The following is an 18,373-nucleotide window of genomic DNA, read 5'->3' as shown; positions in this document are numbered from 1 at the left end:
GGCGAGCCCGGAGCGGAACGTCGGCCCGCCCGGCCTCCGGTGCCCTCCGGTGCCGTGGCGTGCGGGCCGCCGCGGAGCCGCCGGTGGCGGTCCGCTCCGCCGGCAACGCGGAAAAGCCGGGACCCGAACGTGTGTCGGGAGCCATGATGGCGGGGTGCACTTCACCTCGGAATCCAGCGCGGACGGCGTGACGCAGCGCCGCTTCACCCTCGACGGCGTGCCCGGGGTGCTCTGGCAGCCGGACGGACCGCCCCTCGGCGGGCGGCCGCTGCTACTGCTGGGGCACGGCGGCGGGCAGCACAAGCTGGTGCCGGGACTGGTGGACCGGGCCCGCCGGTGCGTGCGGGAGCTCGGGTGCGCGGCGGTGGCGCTGGACGCGCCGGGGCACGGGGAGCGGCCGCGCAGTGCGCAGGACGAGCGGTTCGCCACCGAGATCGGGGAGTTGATCGCCGCGGGGCGGCCGATCAGCGCGTGGGTGGCGCGGCACACGGCGGCGCTCGCGGAGCGGGCGGTGCCGGAATGGGTGGCCGTGCTGGACGCGCTGGGCGGGCGGGCGGAGGGCCTCGGGCCGGTGGGGTACTGGGGGCTGTCGCTGGGGAGCGTGATTGGCATCCCGCTGGCGGCGGCCGAACCCCGGGTCGCCGTCGCGGTGTTCGGGCTGACGGGGCACCCGTCGCAGACGGAGGCGGCGGAGCGGGTCGGGGTGCCGGTGGAGTTCCTCCTCCAGTGGGACGACGAACTGGTCCTGCGCGAGGGGGCGCTGGCCCTGTTCGGCGCGCTGGGTTCGCGGGAGAAGACGCTGCACGCCAACCCCGGGGGCCATTTGGAGCTGCCGGAGCTCCAACTGGTGTCCTCCGAACGGTTCCTGGCGCGGCATCTGGGCCGGGTGGAGTGAGCGCGGACCCCGGCGGCGCCGATGCCAACCGTCGGTAAAACTTCGCAAAGGATTTCTCCCTGCAACGAACGCGACCCGCACTGACTTCAACAGATTGTTGCAGCTCAGTGGCCCGATGGTCACCCTTCGTGGATTTGGCATAACAGCCCGTGCCCCCTGGACTTCGCAAACCGTAGGAGTACGGTTCCGGAGGAATCGCCGGGGCCGACTTTCGGCAGGCCGGCCGTACCGGAAAATTGGTGCGCAGCATGGATGGGCAACAAGGTGGGGAGAGCGCCTCGGTGGCGACTCGTCCGATATCCGGCAGGTGGTTCGCGGAAGTGCTGCGCGGCGTCGCGCAGGTCGATTTCATGCCGTCCGTCGTCTGCGGACTCTTCTTCGTGGCCGCACTGTTCGCCGCCGACTGGCGGTACGGCCTCTACGGGCTGCTGGGCAGTGCCGTCTCCACCGCCGTCGCGTACGGGCTCGGGCTCGACCGGGAGGCCGTCGGGGCGGGGCTGCACGGGTACAACGGGTGCCTGGTGGCGCTGGGTTGCGCCGTCTTCCTGGGCGCCGGGCACCCCGCGACGGTCGCGGTGGCGGCCCTCGGGGCCGCCGTCGCCGTGGTGGTCGCGGCGGGACTCGGGGCGCTGCTCGCCACCTGGCGGCTGCCTGCGCTGACCGCGCCGTTCTGCCTGGTCGCGACCGCCGTCACGGCGGCCGCCCCCGGCCTGCGGCGGCTGTGGCACGGGGCGGGAGCGCCCGCCGCCCTGCCCGTTCCGGCGGAGGGGCCGACCGGGCTGAGCTGGGACCAGCTCTGGCACGGGTTCTTCGCGAACATCGGTCAGATCTTCCTCGTGCCGCAGTGGTACGCCGGCCTGCTGTTCCTGGCCGGGCTGTTCGCGGCGAGCCGGCTCGCGGGCCTGATGGCCTGCGCGGGAAGCGCCACCGGGCTGCTCACGGCCTGGGCGTTCGGCGCCCCCGGCGAGGCCGTCGGGCAGGGCCTGCTCGGGTACAGCGGGGTACTGGTCGCCCTCGCGCTGTGCGGGGTGTTCCTGGCGCCCGACGCCTGGAGCGCGGCCTACGCCCTGCTCGGTGCGGCCGGCGCGACGGTGCTGACCCCGGCGCTCGGCGCGGTCTCCGCGCCCTTCGGCGGCCATGCCTTCACGTGGCCGTTCGTGCTGACCACGATGCTGTTCCTGGCGGCCGCGCCGGCCGTCCCGCGCCTGCGCCGGGTCTGATTCCGCGCCCGACGCCCCCGCGATCCCCCCTCACTTTCCCCGCTTTCCCCACTTTCCCCGCCGCTCTCGTTCCCTTGCTTCCCCTCGCTTCCCTCGCTTCTCTTCGCTTTTGAACTCTCGGCAGGTCGATTGCCGCGAGCACTCCCTGCCATTCATCGGATTCCCGGAAAGGAAGAGTGATACCCGTGAATCTCTCGCCGCGTGAGATGGACAAGCTGTACATCTACGTCGTCGCCGACCTGGCCCGCAAACGCCGAGACCGCGGCGTCAAGCTGAACTACAGCGAGGCCTGCGCGCTGATCAGCGAGGCGATCATGGAGGGCGCCCGGGACGGCCGGACCGTCGCCGAGTGCATGGAGATCGGCAAGCAGGTCGTCGGCGGCGAGGACGTCATGCCCGGCGTGCGCGAGATGCTCCCGCTGCTCCAGGTCGAGGCGGCGTTCCTGGACGGGACCAAGCTGGTCTCCTGCCACGACCCGGTGGGTGCCTGAGCGATGACCCGGATTCAGGCCGCCACCGTGGTGCTGGCCGGTGGGCACGAGAGCGACGGCGGACGCGACCTCGCCGCCCTGGTGGTCGGCGGGTCCACCGGACCGGCCGCCGCCCGGCACCCGACCACGGTGCCTTCCACCACCCGGCCCCCGGCCGCCGGGCGTGCCACCGTGCACGCGGTCGCCCCCGCGGGCCGTCCGCTCACCGAGGCCGTACGGTCGGCGCTCGCCGCGGCGGGCGACGGACCGGTGTGCGTCGTGCCGATGACGCTCGGCCGCGACCCCGCACTGGTCGCCGACACCGCCCGGGCGCTGCGCTGGCTGGCCGGCGGGGAAGGCCGCGGACGGCTCGCGCTGACCGCCCCCTTCGCCGCCGCCGACCACCTGACCGGCTGGCTGCGCGCCGCCGCCGGCGCCGCCCCCGACGGCGCGGTGCTGGTCACCGCGCCGGCGGCCGGCCCGTTCGAGGACGCCGAGCTGTTCCGGATCGCCCGCCTCGCCCGCCAGTACGGCAAGCACCGGTGGGTCGAGGTCGCCCTCGACGGCGGCGACCCCGACCCGGCCGAGGGCGCCGAACGCTGCCGCCTGCTCGGCGCCCGCGAGGTGACGGCCGTTCCGGCCTCCTTCGGGCCGGCCCTGCGCACCCCGCTGCCCGGCGTACGGGACGGCGGTCCGCTGCTGCGGCCGTCCGCCGTCGCCGGGGTGGTCGCGGCCCGGACGGCGGCGGCGCTGCACCTGCTCGGGCACGGGGAGGACGGCATCCTGGCCGGCCTCGACGCCGAGCACGGGCACGGCTACGCGCACAGCCACGGGCCGGACGAGCAGAGCCATCAGCACCAGCACCACCAGCCGCACGGGAACCACCAGCACCAGCATCAGAACCACCAGCACCATTCGCACGACCGCCCCGGCCACGCCCGGGGACCCGCGCACATCCCCACTGACCCGGCAGAAAGGAAGGCCGGCCATGTCCGGTAGCGCCGCATACCTGTACGGCGAGGACCCGGTGGAGATCAACGCCGGCCGCGCCAAGGCCACCGTCACGGTCAGCAACACCGGCGACCGGGCGATCCAGGTGGGCTCCCACTACCACTTCTTCGAGGCCAACCGCGCCCTCGACTTCGACCGCAACGCCGCCTTCGGCAAGCACCTGGACATCCCGGCCGGCACCGCCGTCCGGTTCGAGCCGGGAGACACCAAGGACGTCACGCTCGCCGAGTTCGGCGGCCACCGCCGCCTGGTCGGCTTCGCCAACCTCGTGGACGGCGGCATCACCGCCCCCGCCACCCGCGCCCGCGCCGTCGACCGGGCCATCGCCCTCGGCTTCAAGGGCACCAACCTCGACCACAAGGAAGACCGGCCCCGGGACTTCCGCACGGAGACCCACCAGGAAGGCGACCGCTGATGGCCATCCTCTCCCGCAGGCAGTACACCGACCTCTTCGGCCCCACCGTCGGCGACCGCTTCCACCTCGCCGACACCAACCTCCTGGTCGAGGTCGAGCAGGACTTCAACCAGGGCCACTACGGCGACGAGGCCGTCTACGGCGGCGGCAAGGGCATCCGCGACGGGATGGCCCAGGACCCGGCCGCGACCTCGCTCCAGGGGGCGCTCGACCTGGTCATCACCAATGTGGTCGTCATGGACGCGGTGCTCGGCGTGGTCAAGGGCGACATCGGCGTCAAGGACGGCCTGATCGTCGCCGTCGGCAAGGCCGGCAACCCGCACACCCAGAGCGGCGTGCACCCGCGGCTGGTGATCGGCCCCGGCACCGAGGTGATCTCCGGCGAGCACCTGATCGCCACCGCCGGCGGCATCGACACCCACATCCACTTCATCGCCCCGCAGCAGGTGCAGGAGGCGCTGAGCAACGGCATCACCACCCTGATCGGCGGCGGCACCGGCCCGTCCGACGGCACCAACGGCACCACCTGCACCCCCGGCCCGTGGTACATCCACCGGATGTACCAGGCGGTCGAGGACCTGCCCGTCAACGTCGGCCTGCTCGGCAAGGGCAACGGCTCGCTGCCCGGAGCCCTGCGCGAGCAGGTCGAGGCGGGCGTGTGCGGCCTCAAGGTGCACGAGGACTGGGGCAGCACCCCGGCCGCGATCGACAGCGCGCTGAGCGTCGCCGACGAGTACGACGTGCAGGTGGCCATCCACACCGACACCCTCAACGAGTCCGGCTACTTCGAGGACACCCTGTCCGCGATCGACGGCCGCACCATCCACACCTTCCACACCGAGGGCGCGGGCGGCGGCCACGCCCCCGACATCATGCGGATCGCCGGCGAGCCCAACGTGCTGCCGTCCTCCACCAACCCCACGCTGCCCTACACCGTCAACTCCGTGGACGAGCTGCTGGACATGGTGATGGTCTGCCACCACCTCAGCCACAGCATCCCCGAGGACGTCTCCTTCGCCGACTCCCGGGTCCGCGCCGAGACCATCGCCGCCGAGACCGTGCTGCACGACGAGGGCGTCATCTCGATCTTCTCCTCCGACTCGCAGGCGATGGGCCGGATCGGCGAGTCCTTCACCCGCGCCTTCCAGACCGCCCACCACTGCAAGGACCAGCGCGGCAAGCTGGCCGGCGACAGCGAGCGCAACGACAACGCCCGCGTGCTGCGCTACCTCGCCAAGCTCACCATCAACCCGGCCGTCGCCTCCGGTACCGCCGACCACATCGGCTCGCTGGAGCCCGGCAAGCTCGCCGACATCGTGCTCTGGCCGATCAACTCCTTCGCCGCCAAGCCGAAGATGGTCATCAAGGGCGGCGTGATCAACTGGGCGCTCATGGGCGACCCGAACGCCTCGCTGCCCACCCCGCAGCCGGTCTACTACCGCCCGATGTTCGGCCAGTACGGCCGGACCAGGCAGGCCACCCGGGTGTCCTTCATGTCGCAGGCCGCCGTCGACCTCGGGGTTCCGGCCCGACTCGGGCTGGAGAGCCGGGTGCTGCCGGTGCGGCGGTGCCGTTCGGTCGGCAAGCAGCACATGGTGCGCAACGACGCGCTGCCGAAGATCGCGGTCGACCCCGAGACGTACAAGGTCACCCTGGACGGCGAGCCCGCCACCATCGAGCCGGCCCGCGAACTGCCGCTCAACCACCTGTTCTACCTCGCGTGAGCGGCACCGCTGTCGCCGAGGCCGGTGGTGTCGTCGGTGTCGCTGCCGACGCCGGTGTGTCGGGGCACGGCCTGGACGCGCTGCTGGTCTGCCTCCAGCTGACCGACTCGGCCTTCCCCAGCGGCTTCTACACCCTGTCGCACGGGCTGGAGGGCTACGCCCAGGCCAAGGCCGTCACCCCGGACACCCTGCCCGCGCTGCTCGCCGACCTGCTGCGGCACGGCGTCGGACCGTCCGACGCCACGGCGCTGGTCCTGGCCCACCGGGCGGCCACGGCGGGCGACTGGGCGCTGCTCGCCGAGACCGACCAGCGGCTGCACGCCACCCGGCTCAACCGCGAACTGCGCCTGGCCGCCACCCGGACCGGACGCCAACTCCTGGACATCGCCCGGGAGTCGGTGGGCGGCGAGGCGCTGGATCGGTACGCCGAACTGGTCGCGCGGAAGCGGGCCCCCGGCTGCCAGGCGGTGGCGGCCGGGGTGGCGTACGCCTCGGCCGGCGTTCCGGTCGAACAGGCCGTCACCAGCGACCTGTTCGCGTTCTGCACCAGCTTCGTCGGCGCGGCCCTCCGGCTGCGGCTGACCGACCACCGCAAGGCGCAGGTGGTGCTGCGGGCGGCCTCCCCGGTGATCCGGGAGGTCGTCTCCGCCGCGCTGGCACGGGACTTGGCGGACCTCGGCGGCTGCGTGCCGGTCGCGGACGCCATGTCCGGGCGGCACGAACGGGCGGAGGCCCGGCTGTTCATGAGCTGACCACTCGATGCGTACGCGTGCCACCAGAACGACCAATCCAAGGAGGAGAGTTGACCGAGAACGTGCTCCGCGTGGGCATCGGCGGCCCGGTGGGCTCCGGCAAGACGGCGCTGATCGAGGCGCTCGTCCCGGTGCTGATCGCCCGCGGCCACCGCCCGGCGGTCATCACCAACGACATCTACACCCAGGAGGACGCCCAGCACGTGCGGCGCACCCTGGCCGGGCTGCTGGACCCGGAGCGGGTGGTCGGCGTGGAGACCGGCGCCTGCCCGCACACGGCCGTCCGGGACGACCCGACGATGAACCTCGCGGCCGGCGCCGAGATGCTGGAGCGCTTCCCGGACGTCGACACCCTGCTGTTCGAGTCCGGCGGCGACAACCTCACCCTGACCTTCAGCCCGGTGCTGGTGGACCTCTTCCTCTTCGTCCTCGACACCGCCGAGGGCGAGAAGATGCCCCGCAAGCGTGGCCCGGGCATCACCGAGTCGGACCTGCTGGTCATCAACAAGATCGACATCGCCCAGTACGTCCGCGCCGACCTCGGGGTGATGGAGTCCGACGCCCACCGGGTGCGCGAGGGCGGGCCGGTGGTGCTCACCAACTGCCTGACGGGGGAGGGGCTGGAGGAGATCGCGGCCTTCCTGGAGACCTTCCGCAAGGTTCCGGCGTGACGGTCGCGTCGGCTGCCCGGGCCGTTCAGGACGTGCAGGACGTCCCGGCCGGTGCGGCCGCTCAGGCCGGTGCGCCCGGTGCGCCCGCCGCGCCCGGTGCGGACGCTCCGGCTTCGGGCGTGCCCCGGCTCGACCGCCGGCACTACGAGCCGGCCCGCGTCCCGTACGAGGTCCGGCGCCACGCCGGGACGCCCGACACCCTCGCGGTCGGGCGTCCCGGCAAGGTCGGGCTGCTGGAACTGGCCTTCGAGCGGATCGGCGGGCGCACCGAACTCACCGGCCACTACCAGAAGTCGCCGTTGCAGATCATGCGCCCGCTGTACTTCGACCCGGCCCGCCCCGATCTCGCCGTCACCTTCCTGATGTCCACCGGCGGCGGCATCCTCCAGGCCGACCGGCTCCGCACCGACCTGCGCTGCGGCGCCGACACGGCGGTCCACCTGACCACCCAGGCGGCCACCAAGGTCTACCGGATGGAGTACGACTACGCGACGCAGCTGGTCAACCTGGCGGCGGGCCCGCGCGCCTACGTCGAGTACCTGCCCGAGCCGGTGATCCCCTTCGTCGACTCGCGCCTCTACCAGCGGACCGTCCTCACCGTCGACCCCGAGGCGACGGTGCTGGCCGGTGAGACCGTCCTGGCCGGCCGGCTCGCCCGGGGCGAGCGCAACGCCTACCGGGTGTTCGCTTCCGACCTCGAAGTGCGGCGTCCTGACGGCGAGTTGGTGGCACTGGACACCGTACGGCTGGAGCCCTCGCCGGCCGGGGGCAGCGGGGTCACCGGGCCGGCGGTGCTGGCCGGGCACGACGTGATGTCCAGCCTGTACGTCCTCAGCCCGCTCGCCCCGGCGGGCCGGATCGCGGACGTCCTGCACGAGGCCGTGGCCGACTGCGGCCGGGGCCGCGACGAGTTGCTGTACGGGGTCAGCGTGCTGCCGCAGGACAGCGGCGCCTGGCTGCGACTGCTCGGCTCCGACACCCGGGCCGTCGCGGCCGCCCTGCGCGCGGCCTGGGACGCGGTGCGGCAACTGCTGATCGGGGTGCCGGCGCCGCAGCTGCGGAAGACGTAGTGTCGGCCGCCGTTCCGGCGTGTCGTGATCTTCTTCCGGTTCCGGGGCAACCCCGGGGCGGGGTGCGGAGTCCTGTCAGGCGTGAACGAGCATGCGAGACAGGACGCCGCACGGGGTGACGTGGCGAAGCCCGGGCCCGAGTTGGAGCCCGAGCCCGGGCCCGGGCCCGAGTTGGAGCCGGAGCCCGAACCGGAGCCGATGCCGGACCCGGAGCCCGAACCGGAGCCGATGCCGGACCCGGAGCCCGAACCGGAGCCGATGCCCGAGCCGGTGCCGGTGCCGGTGCTGATGCCCGAGCCCGAGCCCGAGCCGGAGCGGGGCACCGCGCCGACCCGGCCGACCCGGCGCCCGGTCGGCCGCCGGAAGCTGTTGATGGGTGTCGTCGGCCTGGGCGCGCTCGCGGCCGCGGCGGGCCTCGAAGCCTGGGTCCGCCAGGGGGACTCCCACGGGCCGAGGCTCTGGCGGACGACCGCCGCGAACGGGCGGCTCGCGCTGTCCGCCGGTCGCCGGCAGGGTCTGTACGCCTCCGGGTTCGACGGCAGTGTGCGCGCCCTCGACCCGCGCACCGGCGAGGTCCGTTGGAGCCGTGCGGTCAGCACGCCCGACGCGGCCGGCCCCCAGGGTGGCTGGCCGGTGGCCGCCGGGGACGGGGTGGTCTGCGTGGCCACCGACACCCGGCTGTGCGTTCTGGACGCCGCTTCGGGGGAGCCGCGGTGGGAGGCCGCCCTGTCCGACCGGTCCGAGGGCGGGTGGCGGCAGGGCCCCGCCGTCGGCGGCGGCAGCGTGTTCGCCGTGCACGGGTCCTCCGTGCGCTGCTACGACCTGGCGACGGGCGAGCCGCGGTGGACCGGTCCGGCGGGCGCCTCGGCCGCCCTGGCCCTCGCCGGCGGCACCGTGTACGCGGCGGGCAGGTCGACCGGGGTCCTGGCCCTCGACGCGCGCAGCGGCGAGCGGCTGTGGGAGCGCGACGTCGTCGCGACCGGACCGCTCACCGTCCACCGGGGCACGGTCCTCCTCGTGTCCGTCAACGAGGCGATGGTCTCCACGTTCGTCTCCGCACTGGACGGGACGACCGGCGAGGTGCGGTGGAGGTCCGTGCAGCACGGCGTGGTGGACTGTCCGCTGTCGGCCGCCGACGGGACGGCCGTCGTGTTCGGCGGGGTCCGCCTGACCGGGCTGGACGTCGAAACCGGCGACCGGCGCTGGTCGACCGACGTGCCCGCGGGCAGCCGTCCCGGGCCGGTCGCCATGGTCGCCGCCGACGGCGGTGGCGTGTACGCGGATGCGGGCGACGAGCAGTTGTACGCCTTCGACCCCGCGACGAGCGGGCTGCGCTGGCAGGACCGGTCGGAGCCGCTCGACGGCGGCAGCGGGGGCGGCAATCCGGTCTCGCTGGCTGCCGCCGGTGGGACCGTCTACCGCGCCGGCCGCGCCGACGTCCTCGCCCTCGGTTCCCTGCCGCCACTGGCGTCGTCCTGACCCGGCCGGGGATCCGTCCGGGCCCGTCCGGGGGCTTCACCCGCGTGGGCTCAGGGCCCGTTCGAGCCGTTCGGATCCATGGCCGCGAGCCGGGCGATCTGCCGGTGGCTCAGCTCGACCGTGCGGTTCATGTGCCGTAGCAGGAAGTCGAGTTCGACCTCGGTGTCCTCGGCGAAGGCGGCCACCCAGTCGGTGGACAGCTCGCGCCACACCGCCCCGAAGCGCTCCAGCGCCTCGGGGCGGACCGCGACCAGCACCCGCCGCCGGTCCGCCTCGTCGCGCTGCCGGGTGACCAGCCCGGCCTTCTCCAGCCGGTCGACCAGCCGGGTGGCCGAGCCGCTGGTGAGTCCGGTGAGCTCGGCGATCCGGCCGGTGGTGACCGGCCCGTCCTCCAGGGTGAGCAGGTTGAGGCACTGGACGTCGGTCGGGTGCATGCCCAGGTGGTCGGCGACGGCCTGGTTGAACAGCACGTACGAGGCCAGGTAGCGGCGCGAGACCGGCCACAGTCGGGCCATCAGCTCGTCGCGGGACATCGTCATGGGGGAAGGGTAACCGGCCGCCCGATAATTGTTTGCGTCGCGCAGAGATAGCGCCCTATGTTGTCTGCATGACGCAGATAATCGAGCCTTCGCCCCCCGTCGCCGTCACCGGAGCCACCGGAGCCCAGGGCGGCGCCACCGCCCGCGCCCTGCTGCGCGCCGGCCGCCCCGTCCGCGCCCTCACCCGCGAGCCCGGCTCGCCCGCCGCCGCCGAACTCGCCGCCCTCGGCGCCGACGTGGTCCGCGCCGACTTCGACGACCCGGCCTCCCTCGCCGCGGCACTCGACGGCGCCGGCGCGCTGTTCGCGATGTCCACCCCGTTCGGCACCGACCCCGACGCCGAAGTCCGCCAGGCCGCCGCCCTGCTGGACGCCGCCCGGGCCGTCGGAAGCGTCCGGCACGTCGTCTACACCTCCGCCACCAACGCCGACCGCTCCACCGGCATCCCGCACTTCGACAGCAAGTACCGGGTCGAGCGGCACCTGGCCGGCCTCGGCCTGCCGTGGACCGTCCTCGGCCCGGCCGCCTTCATGGACAACTACGCCAACGACTGGAGCCTCCAGTCCCTGCGCGACGGCGTCTTCCACCTCCCCATGCCGCCCGGTGTCCCGCTCCCCGTGATCGCCGCCGGCACCATCGGCGCCTTCGCCGCCCACGTCCTCGCCCGCCCCGAGGCCTACGCGGGCCGCCGCATCGACATCGCCTCCCAGTGGCGCACCGGCGAGCAGATCGCCGCCGCGATCACTGCGGCGAGCGGTCGGCCGATCCGCTGCGAGGAGGTGCCGCTCTCGGTCGTGGCGGGGTACTCCGAGGACCTCGCCACGATGTTCCGCTACTTCCAGGAGCCCGGGCTCGGCATCGACACCGAAGCCCTGCACGCCGAGCACCCCGAGATCGACTGGCAGCCGCTGGAGACGTGGGCGGCGGCCCGCACCTGGAACCTCTGAGGGGATTCAGGTGCCGGAGGTGAGGTGCGCGACCGCCCCGAGCCCGGCCTCGGCGGCCTCGCGGACCTCGGGGTCGGGGTCGTCGGCCAGAGCGTGTCGGAGCGCTGCCATGGTCTCCGGACTGTTGGGCCACTGCCAGGCGAGCGTGGTCAGCGCCCGGCTGCGGACGTCCGGGCTCGGGTCGTCGGCGGCCCGGCCGCGAATGGTGCTTTCTGCCATGTCAAGGGCGAGAAGCGCGTAACAACTGAGTGCTGTTCCACGGACCTCGGAGGCAGGGTCCTCCGTGGGCGCGGGTGAGCAGCAACTGGGTCGTTCCGCCGATGGCCCCATGGAGTGTGGCCAGTAGCGTCAATGCCAGGGCCCTCAGCCGGGTGGACTCGGGGTCCATGGCCGACCGCGTGAGCAGTGCGAGGGTCTCGGGTGCGCTGTCGTCCGAGGCGGCGATGCCCTCGACGGCGTGGCAGCGCAACTCGCCATCGGTGTCGGCCGTGGCGAGTTGCCAGAACAGGGCTCGGACTTCCGGGTCCCCGGGCCAGTGGTCCGCGAGTTCCCTGACCGCAATTCTGCGGACCTCGATGGCGGGGTCTTCGGTTGCGAGGTCGAGAATCACTCGGCGTACCTCGTCGGCCGTTGGCCACGTTCTTGCGAGGCTCGGGACCGCGAAAGCCCGAACGGTCTCGTTGGCGTCTTTGGCGGTTTCCATGAAATCGGTGAGACTGTCGGAGGGCCCGGGGACATGAACCAAGGTGGTTTCGCGCCGGTAGCGGTAGCCACCTCGCGGCTCCTCCGCTTCCTGGAGGACCCGTTGGACGTCCGGATGGTCGGGCCAGCCCGAACGGAGTGCCCGTAGCGCGGTCTCCCTGGTCAGCCAGTCCGGGTCGGCCGTGGCGCGCTTCAGGAGGAGCGGCAGGACAGCAGGATGCTGTGCCCGTCTCTCGAGGAGCCGCAATGCGGACCTGCGCGCTGAAGCGTCGGGCGAGCGGGCAGCGCTCCGTAGGGCCAGAGGGAGGACGGCATGATGCTCGGGCCACCGCGTCGCCAGTTCTGCCAGCGCACGGGAACGGACATCCTCGCGCTGATTCTCTGCTGTGAGTTCCAGCAGAGTGGCCGGAAGTCCGGCATGGCCGACCCACCGGTGCGCCAGGGCCTCGACGGCGGAGGCGCGGACGCTCGGGTGGCCAAAAGTTATGCGGGCAAGGGAACCCTCGATGGTGGAGTCGAACGCGGCGGCCACCATCGACGCCTTCCTGCACATCTCGGTGAACAGCCCTTGGAGGTGGAACCAGAAGAGGAATTGGCCACGTCCCGCCCAGGCGGGGGTCGCGGTCAGCGCAGTCAGCGCGGTGGTTATCGGTCCGATGGCACCGGCGAATTCGGGCGCACTCAATGCGGCGACAAGGGAGTCGATCGCACGGCTGCTCTGTGCGTTCAGCAGCCCGATCTTCCGCACCTCGGCCAATGACTGGAAGGCCAGAATCAAGGAGTCCGCGTTCTCCTGCTCCAGCAGGTGGTCGACCACCCTCCCCGCGTCCGCCTCGCTCAGCCGGTTGACCACCAGGAGCAGGACTTCGTGCCACATCGAGTCCTCCACCCGCCGCGCGAAGACCTCCTCGATCAGTTCCTCCGGCGACCACTCCCGTCCCACCGTGTAGCGCTGGACGATGTCCGCCGCCGCGAGGTACTCCAGGAACGCCCGGTGGACGAATCCGTAGACCTCGCCGCCGTACCGGGCCAGGATGAAGTTGCGCTCCCGCAGCTGGTCGCGCAGCGCGCGGGCGGCGGCGAGGCACTGGTGGGGCGGGAGGCCGAACTGGGTGAAGTAGTCGCGGAACACCTCCTCCAGCTCCTCCGCGTGGATGTGGTTCCCGGCGATGCCACCCGTTCCCTCCTGCATGCGGCGGGCGAGCAGCCGGAGCAGTTCCAGACGTTCGCGGTCGTCGAGGAGGCCGAGGGCCTCGGCGGCGCCGGGCTTCAGGGGGATGCTGAGGTGCTTGGTGTCGCGGTCCCAGTGGGCGACCAGGACCCGTACCGCGTGCTCGTAGACGCCCTGGCGGTCGCGGGGCAGGGTCTGACGCCGGCCGATGATGGTCAGGATGGTCAACAGCAAGGGGTTGCCCGCGAGTTCCCGGATGGGGCGGGACGCCTCGACGGCGCTGGTGATGCGGTCGAACAGCCGGCCGGCCAGCTCGGCGTCCGCCGGGCAGGCGATGGCGTACCAGCGGCGGGCGAAGCAGGCGATCCGCTCCGGATCGAGGTCCTGGAGCATGAAGTGGGTGAACCCGGCGCCGCCGAGGGCGCTGCGCTGGTAGCCGATGATGCGCGAGGTGACAACCACGCGCGCCCGGTCGTAGCGGGCGGCGAAGGCGGCGATGCGTTCGGCGGTGGCGGCGCGCACACCCGGGTCGAAGAGCTCGTCCAGGCCGTCGAGGACGACCACGACCCGTCCGTCGGTGAGGAGTTGGCGCAGCTCGGGGCCGGGGAGGGACATTCCGGCGACGGTGTGGCGGTGGTCGAGGAAGTCCTCGAAGGTGCGCTCGCGCCACTGCCCCTCGGCGTACTGGCGCAGCTCGACCACCAGCGGGACCAGGCCGCCCAGCGGGGCGAGCGGACCGTCGGCGTCCTGCACCAGTGTGAGGGCCAGGTACCGGGCGAGCGTGGACTTCCCCGACCCCGGGTCGCCGAGCAGGACCACCCGTTCGCCGCGCGGCCCGGCGAGGACGGAGAGCACGTCCTCCGTCGGCCGGTTCAGGTACTCGTTGCGCAGCCGTTCGAGAGCGGACTGCCCGAGGTCGCCCGGCAGTTCCTCCGCCGTGAACTCGCCGCTGGTGAGCAGTCGGTGGACCAGCTCGCGTGGCAGCTCCACCGGTGGCGGGTTCTCCCGCACCTGCGGGGTGACGAACACCTCCCGCAGCTCGACCGCCGGGTGCTCGCCCTGCTCGGAGAGCGGGGTGAGCACCTCCAGGTCGAGCCGCCCGTACGTCTCCCGCACCCGCCGGGCGTACGCGGCGCGGGCGGCGGCCATCGACCCGGCGGTGACCTCGGGCTCAACAGCCTTGTTCAGGTTGACCGTTCCGGCCTGGATCACGTCACCGTTGACCGTTCCGGTGACCTCATTGGCCACCGAAATCCCTGGATCGCTACCCACCCCGCCTAGGCTAGCCGCTCCACGAACTTGCGCTGCCACGGCGTTTCGACGGCGTGCCGGCTGTAGTGCTCCCGCACGTACGGCACGGCCTCGGCGGCCGGGACGCCGTCCAGGACGGCGATGCAGGCGAGGGCGGTGCCCGTGCGTCCTCGCCCGCCGGCGCAGGCGAGTTCGACGCGTTCGGTGGCGGCGCGCTCCCAGGCCTCGCGGAAGGCGTCGGCGGCGTCCGCGCGGTCGGCGGGGAGGCGGAAGTCGGGCCAGCGCACCCAGCGGCTCGGCCAGTCGACGTGCGGCGGGCGGCCCAACAGGTAGAGGCCGAAGTCCGGTCGGGGGCCGGGCGGCAGGGGGCGGCTGAGGCCGCGGCCGCGCAGGAGGCGGCCGGAGGGCAGGCGCAGGATGCCGGGGACGGCCGGGTCCCAGGTGGTGGGGTCGGTCACGAGGGTCTTCTTTCGGGGGGAGGGAGTTCAGGACGCCGCGTGCAGCCCGACCGGCCCGCGCGGCAGTCCGGCGCGGTGGGCCAGGGCGGCGGCCTCGCCGCGCGAGGACACGTCGAGCTTGGCGAGGATGTTGGCGACGTGGAACTTCACCGTCGACTCGCTGATCCGCAGCGTCGCCGCGATGTCCCGGTTGCGGCGGCCGCGCGCCAGCTGGTCGAGGACCTCCCGTTCGCGCGGCTGGAGGCCGTCCAGCGGATCGGTGACGACGGCGGGTTCGGGCAGGGCCAGCGGGAGGTCGACGGTCACCGTGGTGCCCCAGCCGGGGACCGCCTCGACGCCGTGGTGCCCGCCGAGGGCGGTGATGCGGTCGGCGGTGCGGTGGACGGCGAGGGCGTCGGCGGTCAGTGCGCCGAGGCCGTCGCCGCGCACCACGGCGCGCAGCAGGCCGTCGGCCGTGAGCTGCCAGCTGACGTGCAGCCGGGTCGGCTTCTCCTGCTCCAGCATCAGCAGCACGGCCACCCGGACGGCGTCGCGGGCGGTGTGCGCGGCGTCCGCCGGGATGGAGCGGCCGGCCTCCGCCGGGGGCGCGGCGTCGAGGTGGACCCGGGTGTGGCGCAGCAGTGGGCGCAGTTCGCGCACCAGCCGGGCGAAGGCGGCGTCGGCGGGCTGTTCGCTGAGCGTGCGGTCGAGTTCGGCGCCCTGGCGCAGGTCGAGCAGGGCGGTGACGGCCAGCTCGGTGGCGGTGCGGCGGGCCGTGGCGTCGTCCAGGCCGGGCGCGCGCAGCGGCGCCAGGATCGCGGTGAGCGCGGCGCTGTGGGTTCCGGTGAACTCGGCGATGGCGCGGGCCCGGGCGTTGGCGGAGGCGCGGGAGGCGGCCGTCTGGGTGGGGGCGGCGTCGGTGGCGCGGTGGTCGGAGTGGGCGACCACCAGGTCCCACAGCTGTTGCAGGACGGCGAGTGCCCCGGGTGCGACGGGTCCGGTGTCCGCCCGGACGAGGACCAGCGCGGCGCCGCTGTCGTCGGCCGGCGTGGTGGCCACGACCACCACCGGCCGGTTCCGTCCGGCGAGTTCGGCCTCGCCCTGCCAGGGCCGGCCGGCCGAGGTGGTCGCGGCCGCGCGTTCGGCCAGCCGGGACAGGTCCCGCGTGCTGAGGGCCGCGGTGAGCTCGGGCGGGCCGTAGCCGTGCGTGGGGTTGAACGTGCAGACGCCGCTGAGCTGCGCGAGCGCGGTGTGCGGGACGAGGGTGCCGAGCACCTCGGACAGGCGGGGGAGGATGTCCGGCCGGGGAGCGCGCAGCACCTCGACGGCCCGGGCCAGCGCGTCCTCGGGGCGGCCCCAGTGCCGCCGCCAGGGCTCGTCCGTGCCGGCGGTGTCCGCCGCGCCGTTCATGTCGTCCATGCGGTCCAGCCTAGTTCGGGTGCCGCCGTCGCGGCCTGGCCGTTCGGACAGGTCGAACCGTCCGAAGGGCCGGGCGGGCCCGCGCCGTCCCGGGCACAGGATGGAAGTCGTCGGAAGCGACCGGCTCCACTGACCGGCTCCGCCGACGACTCTGTCGGCGAATCCGTCGGCGAACCCGCCGGCAACGCCACCGACTGGCTCCGTCGGCGACTCCGTCGGCAACTCCACTGAAACCTAAGGACCTTCCATGACCAAGGCGATCGCCTTCTCCGAGTTCGGCGGCACGGACGTGCTGCGCCCGATCGACATCGAGCTGCCCGCGCCCGGGACCGGCCAGGTGCGGGTCGCGGTCCGCGCCGTGGGCGTCAACCCGGTGGACCGCAGGCTGCGCACCGGCGAGCTGGCCGCACTCTTCCCGGTCGTCTTCCCCTATGTGCCGGGTGTCGAGGTGTCCGGTGTGGTCGAGGCCGTCGGCGCCGGGGTGAGCGGCTTCGCTCCCGGCGACGAGGTGTTCGGCAGCATGATGGGCGGCGCGTACGCGGAGCACGCGCTGGTGGACGCGGCGGTGCTGGCCCACAAGCCCGCCGGGCTGGGCTGGGAGGAGGCCGCCGCGCTCCCGACGGCGGCCGAGACCTCCGAGCGGGTCCTCGACCTGCTGGGCGTGCGGTCGGGCGAGACGCTGTTGGTGCACGGCGCGGCCGGCGGGGTCGGCACCGTGCTGCTCCAGTTCGCCCGGGCGCGCGGGATCACCGTGGTCGGCACCGCGAGCGAGGCGAACCACGACCACCTGCGCGAGCTCGGCGCGATCCCGGTGGCGTACGGCGAGGGCCTGGCCGAGTGGGTGCGGGCCGCCGCGCCGGGCGGGGTGGACCGGGCGCTGGACGCGGCCGGGCGGGGCGGGGTGCTGCCGTTGTCGATCGAGCTGACGGGCAGCGCGGACCGGGTGCTGACGATCGCCGACGTCGTGGGGGCGCAGGAGCACGGCGTCCGGTTCAACGGCGGCGTCGAGGGCGTGGAGTCCCACCACCGGCGCGCGTTCGCGGCCGCGCTCGCCCTGCACGAGGCGGGCACCCTGCGACTGCCGCTGCACCGGGTGTTCCCGCTGGCGGAGGCGGCCGAGGCGCAGCGGGTCAGCGAGGCCGGGCACCTGCGCGGAAAGATCGTGCTGACGGTCCGGTAGCCGTTCATCGCCCGACCTGTACCCGTCTGCCCGTTTTACCTCCGTTTTGCATTGGGCTCGCCATTTTCGTACGGTTTCATCCGTTCGGAGTAATTCGGCAGGCGGACGCGCCGTGAACACGGCGCTGAGCCGTCCGGCCGACATGCGGTCCCCCGAACGGTCGACCAGGGTTGGCCGGACGTGGGCGGCACCGGACCGCCTGCCCTGACGGTCAGGAGGACCAGGCGCATGGGCGGAACGGACAGGCGGGCGGTGATCGGCGAGTTCGTCGGGACCCTGCTGCTGGTGTTGCTGGCGGTGGGTGCGGCGGTGCTCGCGGGGGAGGCGATCGGTCCGGTGGGCATCGCGTTCGCCTTCGGCTTCGTGCTGCTGGCGCTCGCGTACGCGCTCGGCCCGATCTCCGGCTGCCACGTCAACCCGGCGGTGACGCTCGGTTTCCTGCTGGCGCGCCGGATCGACGGCCGCACGGCGGTGTCGTACTGGGTGGCGCAGGTGCTCGGCGGCATCGCGGGCGCGGCGCTCGTCCTGCTGCTGGCGAAGCAGATACCGGGGCTGGAGACCCACGGCAAGCTCGGCACCAACGGCTGGGGCGACCGCTCCCAGGTGCACATCAACGCCGGCGGCGCGTTCCTGACCGAGGTCGTCCTCACCTTCCTGCTGGTCTACGTCGTCCTGGCGGTCACCCACCGGCTGGCCGCGGTCGGCTTCGACGGGCTGCCGATCGGCGTCGCGCTGGTGGTCGTCCACCTGGTCGGCATCCCGCTCACCGGTACCTCGGTCAACCCGGCGCGCAGCCTCGGCCCGGCGCTGTTCGCGGGCGGCGGGGCGCTGTCGCAGCTGTGGCTGTTCCTGCTCGCCCCGCTGGTCGGCGGCGCGCTGGCGGCGGGCGTGCACCTGCTGACCCACCCGCAGCCCAACCTCCCGGTGGCGCAGGCCCTGGCCACCGACGCGCGGGTGTAGGTCCCGCAGTCGCCCCGGAGCGGCGGCGCGGCGGCCGGGACCGTACCGACGGTCCCGGCC

18 protein-coding genes are annotated in these 18,373 nt (G+C 73.6%); 13 read left to right on the top strand and 5 right to left on the bottom strand.

The genetic code is table 11. From position 1 onward, the window contains the following. The first annotated feature begins 154 nt into the window (after positions 1-154). The 10 genes from ACFVVA_RS15465 (at position 155) to ACFVVA_RS15420 (ending at position 9,707) form a co-directional block, all read left to right on the top strand. Positions 155-895 (top strand): alpha/beta hydrolase, encoded by a 741-nt coding sequence (locus tag ACFVVA_RS15465; RefSeq protein ID WP_387689692.1) that lies wholly within the window; start codon positions 155-157, stop codon positions 893-895. A gap of 281 nt (positions 896-1,176) precedes the next feature. Further along, positions 1,177-2,115, top strand: a complete 939-nt coding sequence (locus tag ACFVVA_RS15460) for an urea transporter (protein ID WP_387689690.1) — start codon at positions 1,177-1,179, stop codon at positions 2,113-2,115. Positions 2,116-2,300: 185 nt separating this feature from the next. Continuing rightward, complete coding sequence (locus ACFVVA_RS15455) at positions 2,301-2,606, top strand: urease subunit gamma (RefSeq protein WP_188298983.1); 306 nt, start codon at positions 2,301-2,303, stop codon at positions 2,604-2,606. A gap of 3 nt (positions 2,607-2,609) precedes the next feature. Further along, positions 2,610-3,584 carry a cobalamin biosynthesis protein CbiX gene (locus ACFVVA_RS15450; RefSeq protein ID WP_387689687.1) on the top strand — a complete coding sequence of 325 codons (975 nt, stop codon included), beginning with the start codon at positions 2,610-2,612 and terminating at the stop codon, positions 3,582-3,584. After that, positions 3,574-4,011 (top strand): urease subunit beta, encoded by a 438-nt coding sequence (locus tag ACFVVA_RS15445; protein ID WP_359904398.1) that lies wholly within the window; start codon positions 3,574-3,576, stop codon positions 4,009-4,011. Before ACFVVA_RS15450 ends, ACFVVA_RS15445 begins: the two co-directional genes overlap by 11 nt. Next, complete coding sequence (ureC, locus tag ACFVVA_RS15440; protein WP_387689685.1) at positions 4,011-5,735, top strand: urease subunit alpha; 1,725 nt, start codon at positions 4,011-4,013, stop codon at positions 5,733-5,735. Before ACFVVA_RS15445 ends, ureC begins: the two co-directional genes overlap by 1 nt. 56 nt (positions 5,736-5,791) lie before the next feature. Continuing rightward, a complete protein-coding gene (locus ACFVVA_RS15435) occupies positions 5,792-6,487 on the top strand; it encodes an urease accessory protein UreF (protein WP_387689942.1) in 696 nt (231 codons plus the stop codon). A gap of 50 nt (positions 6,488-6,537) precedes the next feature. Beyond that, positions 6,538-7,158 carry an urease accessory protein UreG gene (gene ureG / locus ACFVVA_RS15430; protein ID WP_387689683.1) on the top strand — a complete coding sequence of 207 codons (621 nt, stop codon included), beginning with the start codon at positions 6,538-6,540 and terminating at the stop codon, positions 7,156-7,158. Between the two features lie 119 nt (positions 7,159-7,277). Beyond that, positions 7,278-8,228, top strand: coding sequence for an urease accessory protein UreD (locus tag ACFVVA_RS15425; RefSeq protein ID WP_387689940.1), 951 nt, complete (start codon positions 7,278-7,280; stop codon positions 8,226-8,228). 120 nt (positions 8,229-8,348) lie between these two features. After that, positions 8,349-9,707: a PQQ-binding-like beta-propeller repeat protein gene (locus ACFVVA_RS15420; protein ID WP_387689681.1), complete on the top strand. Its 1,359-nt coding sequence runs from the start codon at positions 8,349-8,351 to the stop codon at positions 9,705-9,707. A 50-nt stretch (positions 9,708-9,757) separates the two neighbouring features. Here the strand turns inward: ACFVVA_RS15420 and ACFVVA_RS15415 are convergent, their stop codons facing one another. Beyond that, positions 9,758-10,240, bottom strand: a complete 483-nt coding sequence (locus ACFVVA_RS15415) for a MarR family winged helix-turn-helix transcriptional regulator (protein ID WP_387689939.1) — start codon at positions 10,238-10,240, stop codon at positions 9,758-9,760. Positions 10,241-10,314: 74 nt separating this feature from the next. Here ACFVVA_RS15415 and ACFVVA_RS15410 point away from each other — a divergent pair, with 74 nt between their 5' ends. Next, on the top strand, positions 10,315-11,193 hold the full coding sequence (locus ACFVVA_RS15410; RefSeq protein WP_387689679.1) for an NmrA family NAD(P)-binding protein: 879 nt from the start codon (positions 10,315-10,317) through the stop codon (positions 11,191-11,193). A gap of 6 nt (positions 11,194-11,199) precedes the next feature. Here the strand turns inward: ACFVVA_RS15410 and ACFVVA_RS15405 are convergent, their stop codons facing one another. From ACFVVA_RS15405 to ACFVVA_RS15390, 4 genes are read right to left on the bottom strand one after another with little or no spacing between them, the layout of a single operon-like run. After that, complete coding sequence (locus ACFVVA_RS15405; RefSeq protein WP_387689677.1) at positions 11,200-11,523, bottom strand: HEAT repeat domain-containing protein; 324 nt, start codon at positions 11,521-11,523, stop codon at positions 11,200-11,202. Beyond that, entirely contained in the window at positions 11,414-14,314 is a 2,901-nt protein-coding gene (locus ACFVVA_RS15400) for an NACHT domain-containing protein (RefSeq protein ID WP_387689675.1), read from the bottom strand. The genes ACFVVA_RS15405 and ACFVVA_RS15400 overlap by 110 nt, the downstream gene beginning before the upstream one ends. 29 nt (positions 14,315-14,343) lie before the next feature. Further along, positions 14,344-14,775, bottom strand: coding sequence for a protein phosphatase (locus tag ACFVVA_RS15395; protein WP_387689673.1), 432 nt, complete (start codon positions 14,773-14,775; stop codon positions 14,344-14,346). Positions 14,776-14,802: 27 nt separating this feature from the next. After that, positions 14,803-16,173 carry a LuxR C-terminal-related transcriptional regulator gene (locus ACFVVA_RS15390; protein ID WP_387689671.1) on the bottom strand — a complete coding sequence of 457 codons (1,371 nt, stop codon included), beginning with the start codon at positions 16,171-16,173 and terminating at the stop codon, positions 14,803-14,805. A gap of 247 nt (positions 16,174-16,420) precedes the next feature. Between ACFVVA_RS15390 and ACFVVA_RS15385 the strand changes: the two genes are divergently transcribed. Then, the gene (locus ACFVVA_RS15385; protein WP_387689669.1) at positions 16,421-17,353 is read left to right on the top strand and encodes an NADP-dependent oxidoreductase; all 933 of its coding nucleotides are present in this window, start codon (positions 16,421-16,423) and stop codon (positions 17,351-17,353) included. Between the two features lie 228 nt (positions 17,354-17,581). Beyond that, entirely contained in the window at positions 17,582-18,313 is a 732-nt protein-coding gene (locus tag ACFVVA_RS15380; RefSeq protein WP_380537783.1) for an MIP family channel protein, read from the top strand. Positions 18,314-18,373 lie beyond the last annotated feature (60 nt).

It is taken from the genome of Kitasatospora sp. NPDC058048 (assembly GCF_042885555.1).
GTDB classification, from domain to species: Bacteria; Actinomycetota; Actinomycetes; order Streptomycetales; family Streptomycetaceae; genus Kitasatospora; species Kitasatospora lactacystinica.
The sequence above is the reverse complement of the archived record's forward strand: the minus strand, read 5'-3'. Positions and strand labels throughout refer to the sequence as shown.